17 protein-coding genes are annotated in these 21204 nt (G+C 36.2%); 8 read left to right on the forward strand and 9 right to left on the reverse strand.

Translation table 11 applies throughout. The features are described from left to right. Positions 1-15: 15 nt before the first annotated feature. From GQ45_RS11250 to GQ45_RS11270, 5 genes are all read right to left on the reverse strand, one after another. A complete protein-coding gene (locus tag GQ45_RS11250) occupies positions 16-537 on the reverse strand; it encodes a hypothetical protein (RefSeq protein WP_047417933.1) in 522 nt (173 codons plus the stop codon). Further along, positions 534-1784 carry a DUF6638 family protein gene (locus GQ45_RS11255; RefSeq protein WP_047417936.1) on the reverse strand — a complete coding sequence of 417 codons (1251 nt, stop codon included), beginning with the start codon at positions 1782-1784 and terminating at the stop codon, positions 534-536. The genes GQ45_RS11250 and GQ45_RS11255 overlap by 4 nt, the downstream gene beginning before the upstream one ends. Before the next feature lie 11 nt (positions 1785-1795). After that, positions 1796-3757, reverse strand: coding sequence for an AAA family ATPase (locus GQ45_RS11260; RefSeq protein WP_047417939.1), 1962 nt, complete (start codon positions 3755-3757; stop codon positions 1796-1798). Continuing rightward, a complete protein-coding gene (locus GQ45_RS11265; protein ID WP_047417942.1) occupies positions 3757-4815 on the reverse strand; it encodes a hypothetical protein in 1059 nt (352 codons plus the stop codon). Before GQ45_RS11265 ends, GQ45_RS11260 begins: the two co-directional genes overlap by 1 nt. Positions 4816-4977: 162 nt before the next feature. Next, the gene (locus GQ45_RS11270) at positions 4978-6321 is read right to left on the reverse strand and encodes a hypothetical protein (protein WP_047417944.1); all 1344 of its coding nucleotides are present in this window, start codon (positions 6319-6321) and stop codon (positions 4978-4980) included. Between the two features lie 349 nt (positions 6322-6670). Between GQ45_RS11270 and GQ45_RS11275 the strand changes: the two genes are divergently transcribed. Continuing rightward, positions 6671-7519 (forward strand): N-acetylmuramoyl-L-alanine amidase-like domain-containing protein, encoded by an 849-nt coding sequence (locus tag GQ45_RS11275; protein ID WP_047417945.1) that lies wholly within the window; start codon positions 6671-6673, stop codon positions 7517-7519. Positions 7520-7676: 157 nt separating this feature from the next. Here GQ45_RS11275 and GQ45_RS11280 read toward each other — a convergent pair whose 3' ends face one another. Then, positions 7677-8465, reverse strand: coding sequence for a ThuA domain-containing protein (locus tag GQ45_RS11280; RefSeq protein ID WP_047417948.1), 789 nt, complete (start codon positions 8463-8465; stop codon positions 7677-7679). A 76-nt stretch (positions 8466-8541) separates the two neighbouring features. Continuing rightward, positions 8542-9429 (reverse strand): helix-turn-helix transcriptional regulator, encoded by an 888-nt coding sequence (locus GQ45_RS11285; protein ID WP_047417951.1) that lies wholly within the window; start codon positions 9427-9429, stop codon positions 8542-8544. 204 nt (positions 9430-9633) lie between these two features. Here GQ45_RS11285 and hemA point away from each other — a divergent pair, with 204 nt between their 5' ends. The 7 genes from hemA (at position 9634) to GQ45_RS11320 (ending at position 16480) form a co-directional block, all read left to right on the forward strand. After that, the gene (gene hemA / locus GQ45_RS11290; protein WP_047417954.1) at positions 9634-10890 is read left to right on the forward strand and encodes a glutamyl-tRNA reductase; all 1257 of its coding nucleotides are present in this window, start codon (positions 9634-9636) and stop codon (positions 10888-10890) included. Beyond that, on the forward strand, positions 10887-12455 hold the full coding sequence (gene hemC, locus GQ45_RS11295; RefSeq protein WP_047417956.1) for a hydroxymethylbilane synthase: 1569 nt from the start codon (positions 10887-10889) through the stop codon (positions 12453-12455). The genes hemA and hemC overlap by 4 nt, the downstream gene beginning before the upstream one ends. 33 nt (positions 12456-12488) lie before the next feature. Next, on the forward strand, positions 12489-12851 hold the full coding sequence (locus GQ45_RS11300; RefSeq protein WP_047417959.1) for a VOC family protein: 363 nt from the start codon (positions 12489-12491) through the stop codon (positions 12849-12851). A 34-nt stretch (positions 12852-12885) separates the two neighbouring features. After that, the gene (hemE, locus tag GQ45_RS11305; RefSeq protein WP_047417962.1) at positions 12886-13911 is read left to right on the forward strand and encodes a uroporphyrinogen decarboxylase; all 1026 of its coding nucleotides are present in this window, start codon (positions 12886-12888) and stop codon (positions 13909-13911) included. A 157-nt stretch (positions 13912-14068) separates the two neighbouring features. Further along, positions 14069-14623 (forward strand): GNAT family N-acetyltransferase, encoded by a 555-nt coding sequence (locus GQ45_RS11310; protein WP_047417965.1) that lies wholly within the window; start codon positions 14069-14071, stop codon positions 14621-14623. Positions 14624-14707: 84 nt separating this feature from the next. Then, positions 14708-15610: an oxygen-dependent coproporphyrinogen oxidase gene (gene hemF / locus GQ45_RS11315; RefSeq protein ID WP_047417968.1), complete on the forward strand. Its 903-nt coding sequence runs from the start codon at positions 14708-14710 to the stop codon at positions 15608-15610. Between the two features lie 483 nt (positions 15611-16093). Next, positions 16094-16480, forward strand: a complete 387-nt coding sequence (locus GQ45_RS11320; protein ID WP_047417970.1) for a YchJ family protein — start codon at positions 16094-16096, stop codon at positions 16478-16480. Positions 16481-16541: 61 nt separating this feature from the next. Here GQ45_RS11320 and GQ45_RS11325 read toward each other — a convergent pair whose 3' ends face one another. Together GQ45_RS11325 and GQ45_RS11330 are read right to left on the reverse strand one after the other, a co-directional pair. Next, the gene (locus GQ45_RS11325; protein WP_047417973.1) at positions 16542-20144 is read right to left on the reverse strand and encodes a M1 family aminopeptidase; all 3603 of its coding nucleotides are present in this window, start codon (positions 20142-20144) and stop codon (positions 16542-16544) included. An 89-nt stretch (positions 20145-20233) separates the two neighbouring features. Further along, positions 20234-21109: an ABC transporter ATP-binding protein gene (locus tag GQ45_RS11330; protein ID WP_047417977.1), complete on the reverse strand. Its 876-nt coding sequence runs from the start codon at positions 21107-21109 to the stop codon at positions 20234-20236. Between the last annotated feature and the right edge of the window lie 95 nt (positions 21110-21204).

A 21204-nucleotide genomic window follows, 5' to 3' on the forward strand; every position in this document is an offset into this window, starting at 1 on the left:
TGTACGAATTACAAATTATTGTATCATTCCTTTATCCTTGAAACGGTCTCTAGCCGATTTTTTGGGTTCGCCTTCTGGCTCAGGCAATTTTGTTGGAGTTTCTGGCGGTTCTGGTTGTAACTCTTTTTTGATGTTCTCCCTAAGATCTTCCACCATGTCTTTTCCTTTTTGCAATGTCTTTTCTAGGTTCTCTTTTTTGGTTTTTTTCTGTGCAAATAAAAATGCCGAAGCGATATACGTGCCTAGTAAAGTAGCCACTATCGCAGAGGCAAAATACTGTACATAAAAAGCATTTATGGGTGTTACAAAGCTAACAATGCCGGCCGATACTGCAAATAAAAGCGTTATATATACCAATCGAATTAATAATGATTGCTCATGAAGAAAACCTTTTTTGTTCTCAGGTTTCATTTGCAAGGCCTTAGTATTAGAAATTCTATTAAGCCATCGGTATAACTTATTATTTTTTGATTCTCTCCAGTACCAAATAATTCCGAAAAGTAAGGCTATTATAAAAATGATGATTTCTAAAGTCATACCGCGTATTTTTTATTGTTTTCTAAAATTTCTTGGATCACCCAGTCTTTGTAAGAATCATCCCAATGGGTATAAAGCTGATAAAATAAGGCTTTATCGTACCAAAATAAATGTACTGGATCTTTAGGCATTATCTTCACTAACAACTTCCAAATCAATTCTTTTTCTTCTTCACGCAAAGATGAATGTGGTTCGTGTAATAGTGTGATATAGTCGTCGGCAACAAAATCAGTTATTTTCAAGGTTTTATCTAGAATTAATTTCTGAAAGTACACTTCTGCACCAGAGATTTTTTTCTGAATTTCCAGAGGTAATTGATTCAAATAGCGTTTAAACAAAAAATGGCTATCTAAAATCTCTGCTAAGGGATGCTCCGTTTTATGACTATGTTCAGCAAAAATGTGTTTTTTAATGCGTTCATATCTTGGTGATTTCATAGCCGTTTTAAAATCTTTATCAAGGAGTAAGTGTGTTACTAAGATTTCTAAAAGCTCGGTGTGACTGGTATGAAAAAGCAACACATCGTGCGTAGTATCATTAATCGCATTTTTAAAAACTTTTTCTTCCTCAAACACCAAAAGTTCTTTTAAACCTTCTTTTAATACAAAAACACCCCCAAATGCATTGGTATAAAAGGAGGTTATTTTGAGCTTTATAGGGTCTAATCGTAATTTTCGACCTCTTAAATCGCCATAGGTTTTAGCTGAGGTAAGTAATTGCTGATGCACTTCACGGTCAATAAAGTTATTATTTCTATGAAAAAGATTGATAAAAGCCTCTTGTTCCATTTGTTTTTCGTCTAACTGATTTAATAGTACGAAACTAACTTCAATCGTATCATAACGCAACAAATCAAATGGCTCAAAAAAAGTATCGATCTGCTGGTCTATGTGTAATACCAAAGCCGAATCTTTAGTAATATCTCGAATTTCTCGATGATACGCCTTAAAAACAGTTTCAAGCACATCACGATCAAAACTATGAAAAGGCATGTGCAATGGCTTTCCTTCTTGTTCTGGAGAAATGATGATCGCATTTACATTGGCATCCCCAGTGTTTAAATAATAAGCTTCCTTTTTCTCTTCAGAAATTTCTGGACTCCAACCCATGCCATCAATCGAGAAACTTTTTAGCTTTGTTGGAGGCACACCGAGCAATGCCAAACACTCGTTATACCGAATGGCTAAAGAACCGGACAGTTGCACTACTGCGCCCCCAAATAAACCTGCTGCATTTAGTTTTTCCATTCTTACTTTTATTACTTTTCTGAATCAAACAGTTTATTAGCCGCTAATTGCACTTTTAAATCGTGTACGCGTCCCTCAACTTTTCGTTTAAAATCGGTATCCGCTATGGCGGCTACATTATCTAAATACCGAACGGTTTCTTGTCTTCTAATATCCGAGAAATTAAGTCCTTGCATATTTTGCTTCATCAATCCTTTTAGCATGTTTAGTTTAGTATCGTAATCTTTTTTAAAATATAAGTCAGGCTCATTAAACCAGTCTTCAGGCAAATCAAAATCGGTTAATCGTAAGGAAATAGCACTTTGGATATTTCTAATATCTCTTGAAGAAAAGAAAGGAAATTCCTTTTGAATATTTTGATACAATTGTGCAAAAAACAAATGTTCAGTGGTACCGTGTTTGGCTTCCGTTGCTTCGTAAATTTCTAAAATTTTAGCTTCTGTTGGTTTATCGCTGTTGTTTAAAATTTCACCTAAACTCTTTGCTAATCCTTGTTCACTTAAAAATTGGTATTGCTCCGGATTTTTCATATTCACGAAATCAGGCATCGTTTTTTCAAACTTACGCCACCATAAATAATCTTGATCCATAAAATCGGGTAGGGTACGAGCACCATCAATCTTAAATCTGCCCTGTACTCGAGAAATAACGGCCTTATCGAGCATCTCTGGTAGGTTGGTAAATAAACCTATGGCGCTATTGCCATAATTAATAGCATAGGCGCCTTCTGTATAGCGTAAAAACACCCCGATAACTTCTTTAACACCAGCGGAAACCCCTTGAGCAGTTCGTTCTTGTAAATTATTCTCCGCATCATCAATGGGGGCAAAAATTAATTTGCTAGGGTCTTGCAAAGGCTTCATCCATTGTACCATTTTTTCGGCAGACCCCCCTTGAAACGTAGAAATTAAGGTATCTGGCATGGGATGGAATAAAAACGGAATGTCTAAAGTATCGCAATGTTCTTTTAATTTAGTAGCGATAGCTGCAATCAGCATACTTTTTCCTGTTCCTGGAATTCCGTAACCCATAAAAACGGGCATAAACCCTCCTAATTCTAAAAAAGGATTCTTTTTGGCTTCAAAATCGTAACTCAACATGCGCTCTGTTAAACGGCGTGCAAAATGTTTAGCGTCTCGGTTACCCACAATCTCTTCGAACTTAATGGTATTAAATTCAACACTTTTTGCCGTTCCTTCTAACACATTTTCCCAGCCTGAAACTGCAAATTCGCTTTTTTCTAGTTTGTAGGTTCTATCGGTAATCGTCTCTGTATATTCAAATGTGCTTAATCGCATTTGAATTTCGCTGAGTAAGGCTTCGAAAAATACCACGGTAAAATTAAGCACTTCAACATCGGATGTGATTATTTCAGGATGTGCTAAATACTTTTCATAATAAAAAAGTAGACAAGAAACCCCTTTTATGGGCGACATAACAGAGAGCTCTGGAATGCCTGCAAACTTATTTTTCATGACACTTAAATCGTCTTGCGTAAGTGGTTTTAATTCGTGCAAAATACGATAGGCAATGCCGTGCAGCATAAAGGCTGTTGCGGTTTGTAGTTTAGCATCATACTCGCGCCTTTGAGCAACATCTAATACAGATTTTTGTTGGTTCAAGCTTGATAAGCCCGAGCTATCAAAATAGCTGTCCTTTAACCAAATTCCTAGAGTTAGGCCTTCTTGCAAGGCAAATAAAGCATGATTTAAATGCAACGGAATCGCTACAGAATCGGTAATCAAGCGTTTTTTTAAGGCTAAAATGGTTTTAGAAACAGAAACAACGTCACTAGTATTAGTACCGTTGGCTTTAGAAAGATAGAGCAAAATAGATTCGTCTTTTTGTTCTTTATCACGCGCTTTGGCCTTACTTCCTTGCTCCCATTGTATGCCTTTTAAATAGGATGTAGCCTCATTGCGAAGGGTATCTAACTCCGCTAATTTTATTGGAAAAGTACTATTGTGCTCCATTAATTAAGTTTTAAACTACGAATCTCAATCGGATCTTGGGTTAGTGAATTGATGGTTTCTGGGATGTTATCATACAATGCTTGCATCACCCTATGTGGACAAAACAAATATTTTTTGGTGGGCTTGGCTTCCCAAACTTGTAATTGCTGTTTGTTAAAAAAGCTCCCCTCGGTAAAATTACCAGTAGATACAGCTTCCTCAACTGCAACAGAAATTGCATAGGCCGATAAGTCAAAAGTTTTATTGACAATCGCCTTGATGATCGTATGCGTAATAGCGCCTTCGCCTTTAGCAAAAACACTATGCAATGGTCCTAAATCGAACTTTCTAAGACGCTTAGGAAATAAATTACTAAGTTTTTTATCCACCGCATACGCCATCATATCGACAGAAATATCGCGATCAGCTGTATTTTCTAGCACCTTGTAAATTTCTTCTTTGTATTCTTCCAGTTTTACTTTATACAAATCAAAATACATAAAGCAGATAAAAGGTCGGTTGCTGGTTACATCATAAAAAGACCAACTGACCATGTATTGCGCATCCCTATCCTTATTTTCTACAGCTAAAATTTTTCCTTGTACAAAGCGCTTAAAAATAAACTTGCGATCAACGGAAGTATAATACACTAAACTCGCCGCTTGATGTAATTTATGGTCAGCAATAGGCTGTTTATCTTTTAAAAGCGTTTCTAAAAATTCGCTCTTCACCGTTTCTAGCTTTGGTAATTTGCTGATATGCTCTTGCTTTAGCTCTAAATCGTTATATAAGTAGCGAAACTCCAAATAATTCGGGAAACCAGATTCGGTTAAATCGATGCGCATTTTTTCGTCATCATCGAACAAATATTTTATTCTAAAAGCTTCTAAAGAATAGGTCAAAAGTTCACCATACTGCATCACAAAACTAGCCTCTATCGGAGAACATATTTTTTCATTAGCGATTTTCTCTACTAACTCGTTAAAGGCGTGATTTACAATTTTAAAATAGACTTGATACTGCTCATTTGTTTCAAGAACAGCACTATCTAAAGGTGTAACTATTTGGTTTATTGACATAGTGTACGAGCTCCAAAACCACTTCGACTTCGCTCAGTGCGACGCCCGAAGGAGCTTATTAATTTGGGCGTAAAATTAAATGAAGCCCCTAAACTCCGAAGGTAGCTTTCAAATTCGTATGATATTTTTAATGCGTAATATTAAGAATTCCCCCTTCGGGGGCTATCCCAGCAAATCATCCTCCGCTGCTTTAGGTTTTGGTGCCTCAGGAGTTGCAGGGGCCTCTTTTGAAGGAGCAGTACCATCTGTTTTGTAATACTCTTCAAAAATTTCTTTCATGTCGATCCCGTAACGGTTGGCAAAATCTTTTTGAATATCAGCATCTTTCACCCTAATTTCTTGCAAAGCCTCTGCGTAACTAGAATACACCCCTTGCATTACTTTTTCGTGAACCGGAATATTATCCATCATTTCTTGACGCGCCTTAGCACTTGCGGTATGCATAGAAGCTAAAGTCTGACCAATATGCTCGTCGGTTTTTACCCCTAAATGTTCTAAAATAGCCGCGAATTCTTGGTCTGTTCTGGCCTTTAAAGCTACAACATAACCATCATAATATTTTAAACGTTCATCGGTATCACTCTTTAATTTAGCACGGTGGGTTTGTAAATTGCTGCGTAAAGAGGTGAGCACTTTAATGGTTAAATTATGCTTATGCACAAAGCTGTCTTTACTAGCAGCAAGCGTAGTATAGGCGTTTTTTAAACCTTCTAATTCCTCTACTTTTTGTTCAATAGTAGTTACTTTTCCGATGGCTTCAGAGTATGCTGGAGACTGTTTATCGGATATTTCTTCTAGGGATTGTCGCGCTTGTTTTAAAAGGGCATATTGTTCCTCTAGTTTATCTTCTGTTTCTTGCTTTTTCTCTAAGGCTTTCGTGTGATTTTTACTCGCCTCTACGATGGCTACTTGTAATTTATCTTCTACCTCCTTAATCTCTACTTCTCTGGTTTTTAAACGGCCTACCGCAGCCTGGCTCTTATAACTCAGTTCGTTCAGTAGGGTTTGTACATCTGCCGTCTCAATACGTTCTTGAAACATGGCTTTCGCTTTCATATCAGCGCCATCTCGCGTTTTTTGTGCTGCAACAAGTTCTTCTTCACGGCTTTTGATTTTTGCTTTACGTCCCCAAAGGTTGTTCCACCAATTGTCTTTTACGTTTTCAGCATTTTCTAGCTCTACCTTAGCTCTTTCTAAAGCCTTTTGAGCAGAATCAATTACCTTTTGTTCATTGGCATTTAGTGTAGAGAATTTTTCAAAAATAATCCCTACTTCATCCTGATAGTCTGTTAAGTCTTTTATGGCATCCAATAAAGACTTTCTATCTTGTTCAGCCATGCCTACCACATCATCTAATGTGGCATTTAATATTTTTTGACGTGATTGTGGGTCGTCTTCTTGCGCTAGTTTAGACTTCATTTGATCTACGGCTTTGCCCCAGTTCACATCTACTTTCGCTTCTTTAGAGTTAGATTCGGTTTCTAATAAGTCAAAATCATCAGCCATAATTAGTGGGTAGTATTTAAAGGATTAGTATACGGTTAAATTTCGGTAAAAAAATTGAGTTTGAAAAGCTTTTAGCTATTGGTAGTGAAAAATTAAAAAATGTTACGGATGAGCGGCGAGAAAATTATTTTTTTATGGGTTTAGGTATCGATGAAATGCTTTTTAAGCAGAAACTATTAAAGTTGGTTGTTTTGTTTAGCTACTTTTTATTTCTTCGGTATAGCTTTAGCTTACACCAACAGAACAGATATTTAATTCAAAAACTAGAACTATATGAGGCCTACAAAACATTTTAGGGCATAGGTATTGGTATAATAATTGTTATTTTTGAAATTCAATAGCCAACTTCATGAAAAAGACAGGTCTCTTATTGATATTATGTTTATGTATAAGCTTTAGTTTTGCGCAACACATCGTTTGTTCTGCTCAGGACACAGCCACTTTTACGACTAAGATTAAGGAGTTTGTCAAGCTGCCAAAGCAACCTATGGGCAATACGGTAGTTGCTATTGGAAAATCGTTTTTAGGTACGCCTTATGTCGCAAAAACCTTAGAAATTGGCGAAACAGAAGTCCTGGTGATTAATTTTCAAGGGTTTGATTGTACTACGTTTATAGAAAATGTTTTGGCTTTTACAATGATGGTCAAAAAAGAACAATCAAATTTTGATGATTTTACTAAAAATTTGGAGACCATTCGGTATAAAAATGGCATATTGAATGGCTACTCATCTCGTTTACATTACTTTTCGGAATGGATTGCAAACAATCAGTTGAAGGGTTTAATTAAAGACATTACTGCTGAAATTGGAGGTACGCCGATCACCAAAGAAATTAATTTTATGAGTACCCACCGAGAATTATATCCTTTTTTAAAAGTTAATGATGCTAATTTAGAAAAAATAAAAGCCTCAGAAAACTACTTAAACAGTCAAGAAATTTGCATTTTACCGCAAGATCAAATTTCAGCCAATGAGTACTTGATTCAGTCTGGGGATATTATTGCCTTAACCACATCGATTAAAGGTTTAGACATCACCCATACAGGCATTGCTACGCGAGAAATAGATGGTCGCATTCATTTATTACATGCCTCTACTTCTGGTGCTGTGGAAGTTTCAAAATTGCCTTTAGCAGATTATTTGAAAGGGATAAAGAGTAATACAGGGATTATGGTGGCGAGGGTAAGCCTCTTCTAGCTCCCCCAAAGGAGGAGAACTCCAATGATTGTGGATTATTATTACTTTAGATTGTTAGGTTTTTTCATTCTAAACCGAGCACCCAAACCCAGCACCTATTTTTTAAAAGTTGCCCTTTTTAGCTCAGCACTCAGCAGATTCCAAGTAGGGCTAGGGGCTACTTTTTCAAGCACCAAAGTATACCACCTAGCAAATGCTGCCTAAAATCAGGATCGTCATATGCTTCAACGGTATGTCCTAAGCCCGTATAAAATGAACGGCCACCACCAAATTCATGAAACCAGGCAATCGGGTGCTGATCCCCATTTTTGCCGCCCACGTAACTCCTTTCATCTAATTTTAGCAACACCTGTACTTCAGGATTTAAATTTTTAAAATTATACCATTCATCAAAGTGTGTCCAAGTGGAATCTAGATGGGCAGTAGATTGGTGATTAGGCATACTCACAGTGAGTACCGCTTCTTGTTGTTCGGGGTGGCTTTCAAAGTAAGCACCCACCAATTTATTATACCAAGGCCATTCGTATTCGGTATCTGTAGCAGCGTGCACGCCTAAAAAGCTACCACCATCTGCTATATATTTTTCAAATACCTTTTGTTGGTCACTTCCTAAAACATCACCAGTAGTACTTAAGAATAATACTAATTGGTATTTTTTAAGATTTGCCGTTGAAAAAGCTAAAGAATCTTCGGTCTGGGTGATGCCAAAATTATGCAGAACACCTAATTCCTTCAGCGTTTCAACGCCTTTATCAATAGATTTATGCCTATACCCTGCTGTTTTTGTGAATACTAAAATTTGCGGGGTTGCGTTTTTTACTTTTGACATAGAAACCTTGAAGGGCTCGGTGTCATTTAAAACCACTTGTTGATCAATTTTTGAACTACCACAAGAGGTACATGCCACCAGGGTTAAAATTAAGCTACTTTTTAGTACTATGTTCATAAGGTTTATAAGGTTAAATGAAGTATAAATATCGTTAATTCTACGAAATGAGCTATGCCTATTTTATAAGCTATGATTAGCTGGCCAAGGCCATTAAATATTTTTTAGGGGTTGTTCCGTATTTTTTCTTGAAGGCGGCTATAAAATGACTTGAGGTGCTATAACCTACTTTTAAACCAACTTCGTTGACATTATGCTGACCGCTTTCTAACATTTTACGTGCGTAATCCATTTTATAATCAAATAAAAAACTAAAAACGGAATCCCCATAAATTTGTTTAAAACCCTCTTTTAGTTTTTTTAATGAAAGTCCTATTTCGTCAGATAATTCGGTCAGGGTTGGTGGTTCTGCCATGCGACTAATCATAATTTCTTTTGCTTTGCGGATTCTGCGAACATTGTCTTCATCTGCTAAAAAGGGACATTGATCTATGGCGGCGTCATTACTTTTATTAAAGTAGAGCGATATAAGTTCATATACTTTCCCCTTGATGTAAAGTTCCTTTATAGAGTGATGCAAATTGTAGTTCATCATCTGACTCAAAATAACGGCGATCGCTGGACTAAACGCTTCTTGGTTATAGTATTTTTTCTCCTTATTGTCATTGCTTAGAAAAGGAATATAATCAGCTTCGTTAGAAAATAAGGAATGAAATTTTTGTATCGTCATGATGATAGATACCAACCAAGAATTTGCTTGTAGTTCTAGATTTAAAGGTAAATCTACCTTAGTATTGTATAACAAAAGTGAATTCTCTTCAGGAACTTCCAAAGCATAGCGACCTTCATTAAAAATAAACTTAGCATTGCCTTTTAAACAAAAGTGAAATTGTATAAAGGAACTGTCTATTTGCCTGCTAACTGTTTGTTTATGAGTGTCATCATTCTGAATTTTTAACACGAAAAAACCGTGATCAATTAAAATTTCATCAAAGGAACCTTTAGCGATGTTTTTTTCTTCCATAGAGATTTAAAAATTAGCGGAACTATTTAGAAACGTTCTAAATAAAAATGTTTCAAAGCCTTGTATTTGCTCTAAAATTACTATAATTAAGCCAATTTACACCGAAATAGGATTAAAAAAACTTGAAACGATACTAATTGTTCCGCAAGCGTTACTTTTTTGGCTTTCATAGCAGTATTTTTGCACCCGATTGTCAGGTATTTTATGAAAGATTACCATATTTCCAAACATAATTCATTTTACACTATTGGTCTCAACTACAAAAAAGCTGATGCCGAAATACGTGGAAAATTTAGTTTAGTAGAAGCTTCTATCGATAACTTATTGATGCAAGCCAAAGCTCAAGGTATTGACGGCCTTTTGGTAACTTCCACCTGCAACAGAACTGAACTTTATGGTTTTGCGCAGCATCCTTTTCAATTGATCAAATTACTATGTGATAATACGTTAGGCACGGTTGAAGAGTTTCAAGAAGTGGCCTATGTCTACAAGAATAATGACGCCATAAGTCACCTATTTAGAGTGGGTACTGGCTTAGACAGTCAAATTCTAGGCGATTTTGAAATTATAAGTCAACTACGTCAGAGTTTTAATCGGTCCAAAAAGTTTAATATCGCGAATCCGTTTTTAGAGCGTTTGTGCAATTCGGTGATCCAAGCTAGTAAACGTATTAAAAATGACACAGAGATTTCCTCAGGGGCTACCTCTGTTGCATTTGCCTCTGTGCAATACATTTTCAAAACAATACCGGATATCTCCGATAAAAATATTTTGCTCTTTGGCACCGGTAAAATTGGAAGAAATACCTGTGAGAATTTAATAAAACATACGAAAAACTCCCAAATAACGCTTATCAATAGAACTAAAGATAAGGCGCAAAGAATTGCGGGAAAGTTCGATTTAGTGGTCAAAGATTACGGCGACCTGCAAACAGAGATTAGAAATTCTGATGTTCTCATCGTGGCGACAGGAGCACAATCGCCTACTATTTCGAAAGAGATGATTCACACCAAAAAACCCCTATTAATTTTAGATTTATCGATTCCAAAAAATGTGGCTTTTGATGTCACTGATTTACCCAATGTAAGCCTGGTACATTTAGATCAGCTTTCACAAATTACGGATGATAATTTAGAAAGAAGAAAGCAGTTTATTCCAGAAGCTGAAGCTATTATTGAGCATATAAAAGATGAGTTTATTCAGTGGTTAGAAACTCGAAAATTTGCTCCCGTCATCAAAGCCCTAAAAAAGAAATTAAAGACGATGAAAGATGAAGAACTCAACTTTCAAAGCAAAAAACTAACAGATTTTAATTCGGTTCAAGCCGATATTGTTTCTGAACGCATTATTCAAAAAATAACCAAACAATTTGCCAATCACTTAAAAGGCGATGATATTGATGCAGATAACAGTTTAGCATTAATTCAAAAAGTGTTTCAATTAGAATTAGAAACCAAATGAGTAAAACAATCCGCATTGGAACACGCGATAGTGAATTAGCACTATGGCAAGCAAATACCGTAAAAAAGCAGCTAGAAGAACAGGGATACCAAACGGTATTAGTCCCTGTAAAATCTATGGGCGACTTAGTTTTAGATAAACCGCTTCATGAATTGGGCATTACTGGGGTATTTACAAAAGCATTAGATGTGGCCATGCTGAAAGGTCAAATTGATATTGCTGTTCATTCAATGAAAGATGTGCCTACGGTTTTGCCAAAAGGCATCATTCAAGCGGCAGTTCTAAAGCGTGGAAATTATATGGATATTCTTGCTTTTAAAAACAACGAAGAATTTTTATCCCAAGAAAAAGCTACGATCGCTACGGGCAGCTTACGAAGAAAAGCACAATGGCTGAACAGATACCCAACCCATACAGTCGTTGATTTACGCGGCAACGTACAAACCCGTGCTGAAAAGTTAGACCATAACGATTGGAATGGCGCCATTTTCGCGGCAGCAGGTCTAGAACGTGTAGGCCTAGAATTTGAAAACACTATTGGTTTAACTTGGATGGTGCCCGCACCAGCACAAGGCGCAGTTGTGATTGTCGCTTTAGATAACGATGATTTTTCGAGAAAAGCTTGTGCAGAATTAAACGATAAGGAAACTCAAATTTGTACTGGTTTAGAGCGTCAATTTTTAAATATTTTAGAGGGTGGGTGTACCGCACCTATTGGAGCTTTATCGACCATTAAAGATAAAAACATAAGTCTAAAAGGTGTGTTGTTAAGTGTTGATGGAAAAAAGAAGCTAGAGGTAGAATTTACTTCTGTTCTTGGAAAACATGAAAACTTAGCAATAGCAGCTGCAGAACGTATCTTCGAGCGTGGAGGTAGAAACTTGATGCGTGAAATTGCCGGCTTAACAAAAGAACCTACTATTTTCTCTACAAAAAAATTAACAGTCGCTCAATTGGCGCAATTTAATCCTGAGATTTCGGTCGCTTCTGAAGATTTCCTGCGTATCAACTTGAACAGGATTCCGAAACTGACTTTAAAAAAAGAACTACAGAATGTCATTATTACAAGCCAAAATGCCGTTGAAGCAATTTTGGCAAGCATAAGTCCTGAGGAACTTCAATTTAAAAATATTTACTGCGTTGGGCGTAAAACCAAACGATTGATAGAAAAACATATTGGAAAGGTGACCCATTTTGAATCCCAAGGGAAAGACCTTGCCAACTATTTAGTGGAGTATTTAGAGGGCACGGACGTGACGTATTTTTGTAGTGATATTCGCTTAGATACCATACCGACTGTTTTGGAACAGAACAATATAAGCGTGCATGAAATTGAAGCATATAGCACCAAAGAGGCTCCCGTTAAAATACCAAAAAGCACGCGTGCTGTGCTTTTTTATAGTCCGTCAGCGGTGCAAAGTTATCTTCAAGTAAATACCTCAGACCTTATAGCGTATTGTATTGGAGAAACAACAGCAGAAGAAGCTAGGAAAAGTTTTTCTGAGGTTAGGGTTGCTCAAACGGCAACTATTGAGGGTGTTATTGATTTAGTGAATAAAAAATAACTACTTTTCGAGTAAACGATTAATCTAAAAATCATGTTCGACTCCATTATTCCAAAATTACCGATGCGTAATAAAATCATTACTGAGGACTATTATGTTGATCAACTAGGTTTTGAAAGGGTTAGCACTGTAGATTATGACGATTACCTAATGTTGAAAAAAGAGGCTGTTGAAATTCATTTTTTTAAGTTTACAGCGCTAAACATAAAAGAAAATTACGGGCAAGTATATATTAGAACTTCTGCTATTGATGAAGTTTACCAATCATTTTTAAATAAAGATGTAGCGATTCACCCCAATGGTTCCATACAAACCAAACCTTGGGGACAACGAGAATTTTCGCTACTTGACCCAGATAGTAATCTGTTAACTTTTGGTCAAAAAGTAGAATTGTAGACCACACTATTTTGATAATAAAGATGTATAAGACATGTTAAAAAACGATTTATTTCTAAGAGCTTTAAAGGGAGAAACTGTAGAACGTCCACCCGTCTGGATGATGCGTCAAGCAGGGCGTTACTTGCCTGAATTTATGGAAATCAAAAAAGAATTTGATTTTTTTACCCGTTGCCAAACGCCAGATTTAGCTTCTGAAATTACGGTACAGCCAATTCGACGTTATGGAATGGATGCGGCTATTTTATTTTCTGATATTTTAGTAATTCCACAAGCCATGAATATTGAGGTGCTCATGAAACCCGATTTTGGACCCTATTTACCTAAGCCTATTCGGTCTCAAAAAGATGTGGATAGCGTGGTAGTTCCTGATGTAAATATTGAGTTAGGCTACGTTATGGAAGCGATTAAGGCCACCAAAGAAAAATTAAATGATGAAGTACCTTTAATTGGGTTTGCAGGTTCCCCATGGACTATTTTATGTTACTGTGTTCAAGGGCAGGGCAGTAAAAATTTTGACAAAGCCAAGGAATTTTGTTTTACACAACCGGTAGCTGCACATCAATTATTGCAAAAAATTACCGATACTACGATTGCTTATTTAAAGGCTAAGGTAAAAGCGGGTGTTAACGCCGTGCAAGTCTTTGATTCATGGGGAGGCATGCTGTCCCCAACGGATTATAAAGAGTTTTCTTGGAGCTATATTCAACAAATTATTGATGCATTAAAAGATGAAACTCCTGTCATTGTGTTCGGAAAAGGATGCTGGTTTGCACTTGGCGATATGGCGAAATCTGGTGCTGCCGCCCTTGGTGTTGACTGGACTTGTTCTCCTAAAAATGCACGGTATTTAACAGGTGGAAATATAACCTTACAAGGTAATTTTGATCCTACTCGCTTATTATCGCCACCGGCGGATATTAAACGTATGGTAACGCAAATGATTAATGAATTTGGGAAAGATAAATATGTAGTGAACTTAGGTCATGGTATTCTACCCAATGTGCCTGTGGAAAATGCGAAAGCGTTTATTGATGCAGTGAAAGAGTATAAAGCATAAGCAAGTCCCCCAACCCCCAAAGGGGGAGTTTAATACTTTTTGGAAAGGGCTTATTAATATGTACGGGCTATACCTGCAAGATATTATGTTGTTTGCGTTTTTAAGCAAACCTGCCATTAGGTGTGAAAAATATAAACTTTGACTTAAAACTATAACTTTGATTTTTGATCTGGAATCACATACCGTTGAGGCTATACAAGCGAAAGATGCTTGGCGGATTTGTGATTTTATGGTTTCAAATTCGGATCGATTAAAACGCTTTTTCCCTAAGACATTAGAACAAAACGTAAACCCTAATTTATCTGAAATTTTTGTGGCTGAAAAACTTCAGGCGTTTCAGGATAAACAAGAGTTTCTTTTTACCCTTAAAGAAAAGGAGCATCGAACCATTATTGGATTGCTTTATTTGAAAAAAATTGATTGGACTAAAAAGAAAGGCGAACTAGCCTATTGTGTTGGTTATCAATATGAAGGAAAAGGAATTATCACTAATACTATTCGGTATATTTCTTCATGGGCATTTGATGACATGGGCTTAAAAATACTTCAAATCATTACGCATACATCGAATTTTGCTAGCCTTAAGGTTGCTGAAAAATGTGGTTTTCATTGGCAAAAAACGCTACGAAACGAACATACGCCACCTAATGAAAAGCCTTTAGATATGGAGTTATTTGAAAAATATGATGAGATGACGTTGAGCAATAGTTGATATCACCACAAATTTTAGGCAGCGAATTATAACCGTCAACCAGCGGAGAAGGTCTGACCTTAAAAAATCAATTAAAAAATACAGATGAAAGATACATTCTATACTTATATTCAAAATTTACAAGACAGCATTACCCAAGCCTTGGAAAAAGCAGATGGTAGCGCTAAATTTCAAGAAGATATCTGGGAACGACCAGAAGGGGGTGGCGGAAGAACACGCGTTATAGAAAACGGAAACGTTTTTGAAAAAGGCGGCGTTAATATTTCAGGTGTACATGGTGCTTTACCTGAAAGCATGCAAAACTATTTTGGCGTTAAAGATGCTGATTTTTTTGCTTGTGGCTTAAGTCTCGTTTTACATCCTAAAAACCCTATGGTTCCCACCGTCCATGCCAACTGGCGTTATTTTGAAATGTATGATAAAGAAGGGAACATCGTAGATCAATGGTTTGGTGGGGGTCAAGATTTAACGCCTTATTATTTGTTTGAGGAAGACGCGATTCATTTTCATGCTGTTTGTAAAAAAGCTTGCGATGCACATGACCCAGAATTCCATGAAAATTATAAAAAAAGATGTGATGCCTACTTTTGGAATGCTCACCGTGATGAAGCTCGTGGCGTAGGTGGCCTGTTTTTCGATTATTTGAAAGCAACAGATAAAATGGACATGCAAGATTGGTATAATTTTGTTACCGAAGTTGGCGATAGCTTCACAGAAGCTTATATACCGATAGTCTCCAAACGAAAAGAGTTAGCCTATTCAGAAGCACAAAGAACCTGGCAAGAAATAAGACGCGGTCGCTACGTAGAGTTTAACTTGGTCCATGACAAAGGCACATTATTTGGACTTAAAACCAATGGTCGTATCGAAAGTATTTTAATGAGTTTGCCGCCACGGGTGCAATGGGTATATGATCACCATCCTGAAAAGGGTAGCGAGGAAGAAAGGCTATTAGAAGTTTTAAAAAAACCGAAAGACTGGGTTTAAAAAGTAAAAGAGTAAGCAATAAACAGTAAACAGGTTCAGTAAGTAGTGCTTCATGCAAAAACAGTCAACGGGTTGCTTTACAACTCAAAAAAAGTAGTAACCGAAATGAAGTGTTTGAGTATCAAACCTGTCCGATATAATTTTAAGTAAAATTTAAACCTTTACTTTTTGATTGACTTTTTTCTTTTTTGCATTGCCCAAAAAAGAAACAAAAAAGTCTAGGCTGACGAAACTTTATCTAAATTTATCATTCGATGCCTAAATTTTAGGAACTCGCATTTAAAAATTTAAATGTATTTTACATTGGTTAAGCTCAAACAGCCTAAAATTCTTTACGGCATTTTCATTTCAAATTTCACAATAAATCTTCGGTATGCCAATTAAACCAGTTTTAAACATTCACCCTTAAGAACTAAAAACCATTCCAGGTTAATATTAAGAACTTTTCGAATGGTACTGTTTTAATATCTTAAAGTAAAAAAAATGACTTGTCCTTGCGGATCTTCTAAAAAATATAAGGATTGCTGTGCTATTGCACATAGCGATATTTCACGGGTAAAAACGGCAGAACAACTGATGCGTTCGCGATATACGGCTTTTACTATGGCCAATGGTGAGTATTTAATGAAAAGTCATCATTCGACTACGCGTCCTATCAAAGACCAAAAATCCATTGAAGCTTGGGCAAAATCCGTCAACTGGATTCGCTTAGAGATTCTGGAAACAACAAAAGGGAAACAATCCGATGAAGAAGGCACGGTTAGCTTCAAGGCTTTCTATTTTGAAAACGGAAAGGTTGAGCTGATTCATGAAAAATCGGCTTTCGTCAAAGAAAATGGCCATTGGGTTTATGTAGGTTTAGCAAAATAAAAAAGCGAAGACAATGTATCCTCGCTTATCTCATTTCTAAAAAGATGAAGTCTTTAAACTACTACTCCACTGTTTTTAAGTTATCATCAGAGTTACGATCTATCAACTTATTGTAAGGATCAATCCCTGCTTTTAACGGTTTTTCATCGGTGACTATCGTAAATACATTATCGCCAGATTTTAACCATTTTAATTTAAAGTACAATGGATTTTTGATGGTTACACCATCGTCATTAACTACATCTTCGCCAAATAAGCCAATATCCACTAAATTATTTTTGTCATCAACTTTGTCTTCTTTGCCCTTATCATCATAATAGATTTTCTTAGAATTTAAGGTAAAGGTAGTTTCCCATTTCCCGTTTTCCAAGGCTTTGGTTTTGGCATCCATCACTCTGTTTTCATACAATACAATCTCTTTAAAACCATCATCAACTTTATAGGTAAGCGAATCGGGTGTTACCGCATAAATGGCCTTATACAAATCTTCAGAGCTTGGATAAAAGCCTTTGTTATAAAACTTAAACTCTTCTAAAAAGTTTTTAAGCCCATTATTTACGACGTCTTCGCCCATGACATCCTGTAAATCATACATGATCATAGATCCCTTTTCATACCAAATATACTGACCGGTTTCAACATTCATTAAGGAGCGTTCTGGTTTAAAACTAAATTGGCGCCCACTCAAATAGGTATCTAGCGAATTTTTTAAGAAATCTTTTATTCCGTTTTCACCATATTCTTGTTTCATGGTCATGAGTGATGCATATTCGGCTAAAGTTTCTGAAATAATATTAGCGCCTGAGGTTTTACTTGGGGTAACAATATGGCCCCACCATTGGTGCGCTACTTCATGAGAAGTAACCCGAAATGCATAGTTATAACTATCTGCCTTTGAAAAATCAGCTACAAAACCAAAATCTTCAGAATATGGAATTGTGGTTATGAACGATTGGGCAAAATTAGAATAGGCTGGAAATTCGATCACGCGAAGTACCGCATACGGATATTCCAAAAAGTTTTTAGAGTTATAATCTAACGCTACTTTTACACCTTTGATAAAATGTTCCAAATTCTTTTTATGCTTTGGAGAATGGTAAATTTCTATCGCTACTTTTTTGCCACTAGGTGCTGTCCACGAATCTTTTTCAATGGCATAAGCGGCAGAAACAAAACTGAAAAAATAGTCGGCTTTACTTTCTAAGGAGTACTTAAAATAGCTTCTGTTACTCTCTTCCCATTTTTTGGTAAGTGTTCCTGGCGCAATGGCTGTTTGTCCTTTTGTAGTACTGACTACCGCCTCAAAAGACAAATAGTCGGCATCTTCATTGAACAAATTTGTTTTTAAAGCTAAGCTGTCTGTTCTTGGCGGATATAAATAATCTAATTCTTCCAAACCGTACTTTTTACGTACCCCATTATCTGTAAGTCCTCGTTCATAATGAAAAGAAGGAAAAATGGCATCCCTAAAAAAAGTTCCATTTGTTAATACCGCTGTTTCAGTATCAGAAGAAAAACCGTGCGTTAGTGCCTTTGTTTCTATCACCAAAGAAGCAGTGTCTTTTGGGTGTAAGCTTGTCGGTAATTTATAGATAAACATACGGTAAGCCTCATCTGAAAGAAAGGCTTGTATTTCTGTGCCATTATACACTACTCTGGTGATTTTAGTGTCGGCTATTGGAAATCCAATATTCATGAGCAAGGTATCAATAGGCGTGTCAAATTTATTGGTAACAGTAAATTCTCCTTTTGCCTCAACGCTTCTATCCTCTGGAAAAATGTCAATAAATGCTTTTAAATCGGTCACTTGAATGTGTGGCTTGCCTATATATTTACCGTATTTTTTTTCAGCATCAGCACTCAATTTTTGTCCGTAGTTACCATCTTCTAACTGGTTTAAGACTTTTAAATTGTAATAGCTATAGGCCCCTACAGAAACAAAGGCTAAAACAAAAAATAGCATTAAGGCTACTGTTTTTCCACTAAAACGCTGTTTGGCTAACTTAAAACGTTCTTTTGCAGAAGAATAGAATCCACGATTCCAAAATACAATACCGATGGTCGCTAAAATACAGGTGACTAATATCCAATATAAATTCAACCAAAATTGTCCGTATAAATAGTGTCCAAATCCGTTTAAATCACTTAAAAAAGATCCAGGTGTTCCTCCAAAAATCACTAAAGGATTCGATGTTTTAAAGGCTAAGCTTAAAAGAACTGGTAATCCGACGTAAATAAGGATAACAATAAAATGGCCTAAAAATTTATTGTTTACCAATACATGAATAAAAAATGCCAATAACAAAGTCATTACATAACTAGGGAAAATAGTTGTAAAATTATAGGTTAAATACATCCCGAATTCATAATTAAAATAGCCGTTAAACGTTTGGTATAATACGCCAACTACAATATTTAATAGGGTTAAAACAATGGCAACGCCAATTAAAGAAATAATCTTCGATAGGTATAGCGTAATGTTGCTAACAGGTAAGGCATCATAAAACTCAAAAGTTTTGTTCTGTCTTGTTCTGTGCACCGCTTCTCCGGCATAAATCACTAAAATAATTACAGAGAATAATGAGATACCACCTGAAATTTGAGCCACCATATAGCGGGTTAAAGGTAAAGACGGTGTACCGTAAATTTGGTTAGATTGATACGCAACAAACCCTGCTACTATAATTCCGATAACTATTAAAATCACAAAAACAGTTTCTTTTACAATAGACAAAAATTCTATTTTGCTTAAAGACCATAGATTTTCTCTACGTGCCTTAGCATTAAACTGCTGAATAATATTCGGGACGAATGTCGAAGGAACATACGCTTCTTTTGATTCTTTAGCCCCTTTCTTTTTAGAAGTACTTAAAAAGCCTTTGTACGAAAATTTAAATAAGGTAAAAAAGAAGATTAAAAACGCGATACCTAACCAAAGTAATCTGTTGAGGGCAAATTTACCCGTAAGGGACAATTGTGTCGTGTTTAATTCGTTGACTGTCCAATATTTAGTGATATACCCATGCGCGGTTTCACCAAACGGATCAACATACACACTTAACCACTCTGTATCTAAATTAGCTAATAATTGCCCTGAGGCGATAGTCAAAATTAAGATGACAATCCCTCCTAAATACAGGATCGACATGCGTTTAAAAAAGGTCATCAAACAGAAAAATAAACTTCCTATAAAAAAAGAATTGAAGCTTAATAAATACAGAAAAGGGAATAGATAGGAGCTTAGGTTAAACGAGGTATAGGTTCCATAATCAGGCCTGTTTAATAATGCCCCAATCCCCAATCCAATCATGGCACCAATAACAGCGGCGATATTCATGACAGTAACAATAGAAAAACTTCCCCAAAAACGACCCAGAATATAGTTTTTTTCGGATATAGGAAATGTAAAATAGGTTTGTGCAGTTTTGTGTTCTTCGTCGCGATACACAGCAACACCCATAATTGCCGCATAAAAAAATAGACTAATAACACTCATGCCCCCTAAAATTCCAACAATGGCATTTGGACTATTGGTAAATTGTGCTGTAACCGAATCTGCAAAAAACCCTAATAAAAGCGGAATAATAAACATCAAAAAAATGTAGATGTAGGTCGCTGGTCGTCGTAAGCGATATTTTAGCTCAAATAAGAATATCTCTTTCATTTGTAAATTTTTATAGTTTTTTAAAAGTCAAATGTAATTCACCAAGAAGCATTCAATGAACTTGAACTTAATATTGGCTTATTGTATGATTATACGGTTTGAGGTTGGTTGATGCTATAGAAATAAAAATCTTCTAGGTTGTTGTTGACCACTTCAAAACCTTCGCCAGGGTGTGTATCACTAAATACATTTACGTTCATGTTGCCACTACGCAAATAGGTAGAAAGCACGGTATATTCTGACTGGTATTTTTCAATTTCATCTTTTTCAATTCGCTTACGGAATACTTTTTCGTTGAGCGAGTTAGATAGTTCTTGAGGATGGCCTTGAACTACCACTGTTCCTTCATTAAAAACCGCCATATTGGTACATAAGTTTACCACATCATCCACAATATGGGTCGACAAAATAACCACAGCATCTTCGCCCAATTCACTTAATAAGTTATGAAAGCGGTTGCGCTCTAAAGGATCTAAACCAGCCGTTGGTTCATCGACAATAATTAATTTAGGATTGCCAATTAAGGCTTGTGCAATCCCGAATCGCTGCCGCATTCCGCCCGAATAATCACCTAAATTTCGTTTTCTGAAGGTATATAAATTTACTTTATTGAGCAGATCTGCAACGTAGGCTTTTCTATCTGAACTACTATGAATCCCTTTAATTTTTGCGATATGATTCAGCATCATTTCTGCCGAAACTTTCGGATACACGCCAAAATCTTGTGGCAGATAGCCTAAAACTTTTCGCAACTCTTCAGGCTGACTAAAAACATCAATGCCATCAAATTCAATGGTACCTGTATCCGCAATTTGCAGGGTAGAAATAGTTCGCATTAAGGTTGATTTACCAGCCCCGTTGGGACCTAGAAGGCCGAACATGCCTTTATGGATTTCTAGATGAACATTGTTGAGCGCTTTTGTTCCGTTTGGATACGTTTTGTTGAGGTTCTGGATAGAAAGCATAGTTTTTTGTTTAGATGGTTGCTTATTAATACTATTTGTAGCTTTATGATCAATATTGTTACAATGTAAGGTTTTTTTTAAAGCTTTTTTGCTTA

Source organism: Cellulophaga sp. Hel_I_12 (genome assembly GCF_000799565.1).
In the GTDB taxonomy this organism is placed as follows: Bacteria; Bacteroidota; Bacteroidia; order Flavobacteriales; family Flavobacteriaceae; genus Cellulophaga.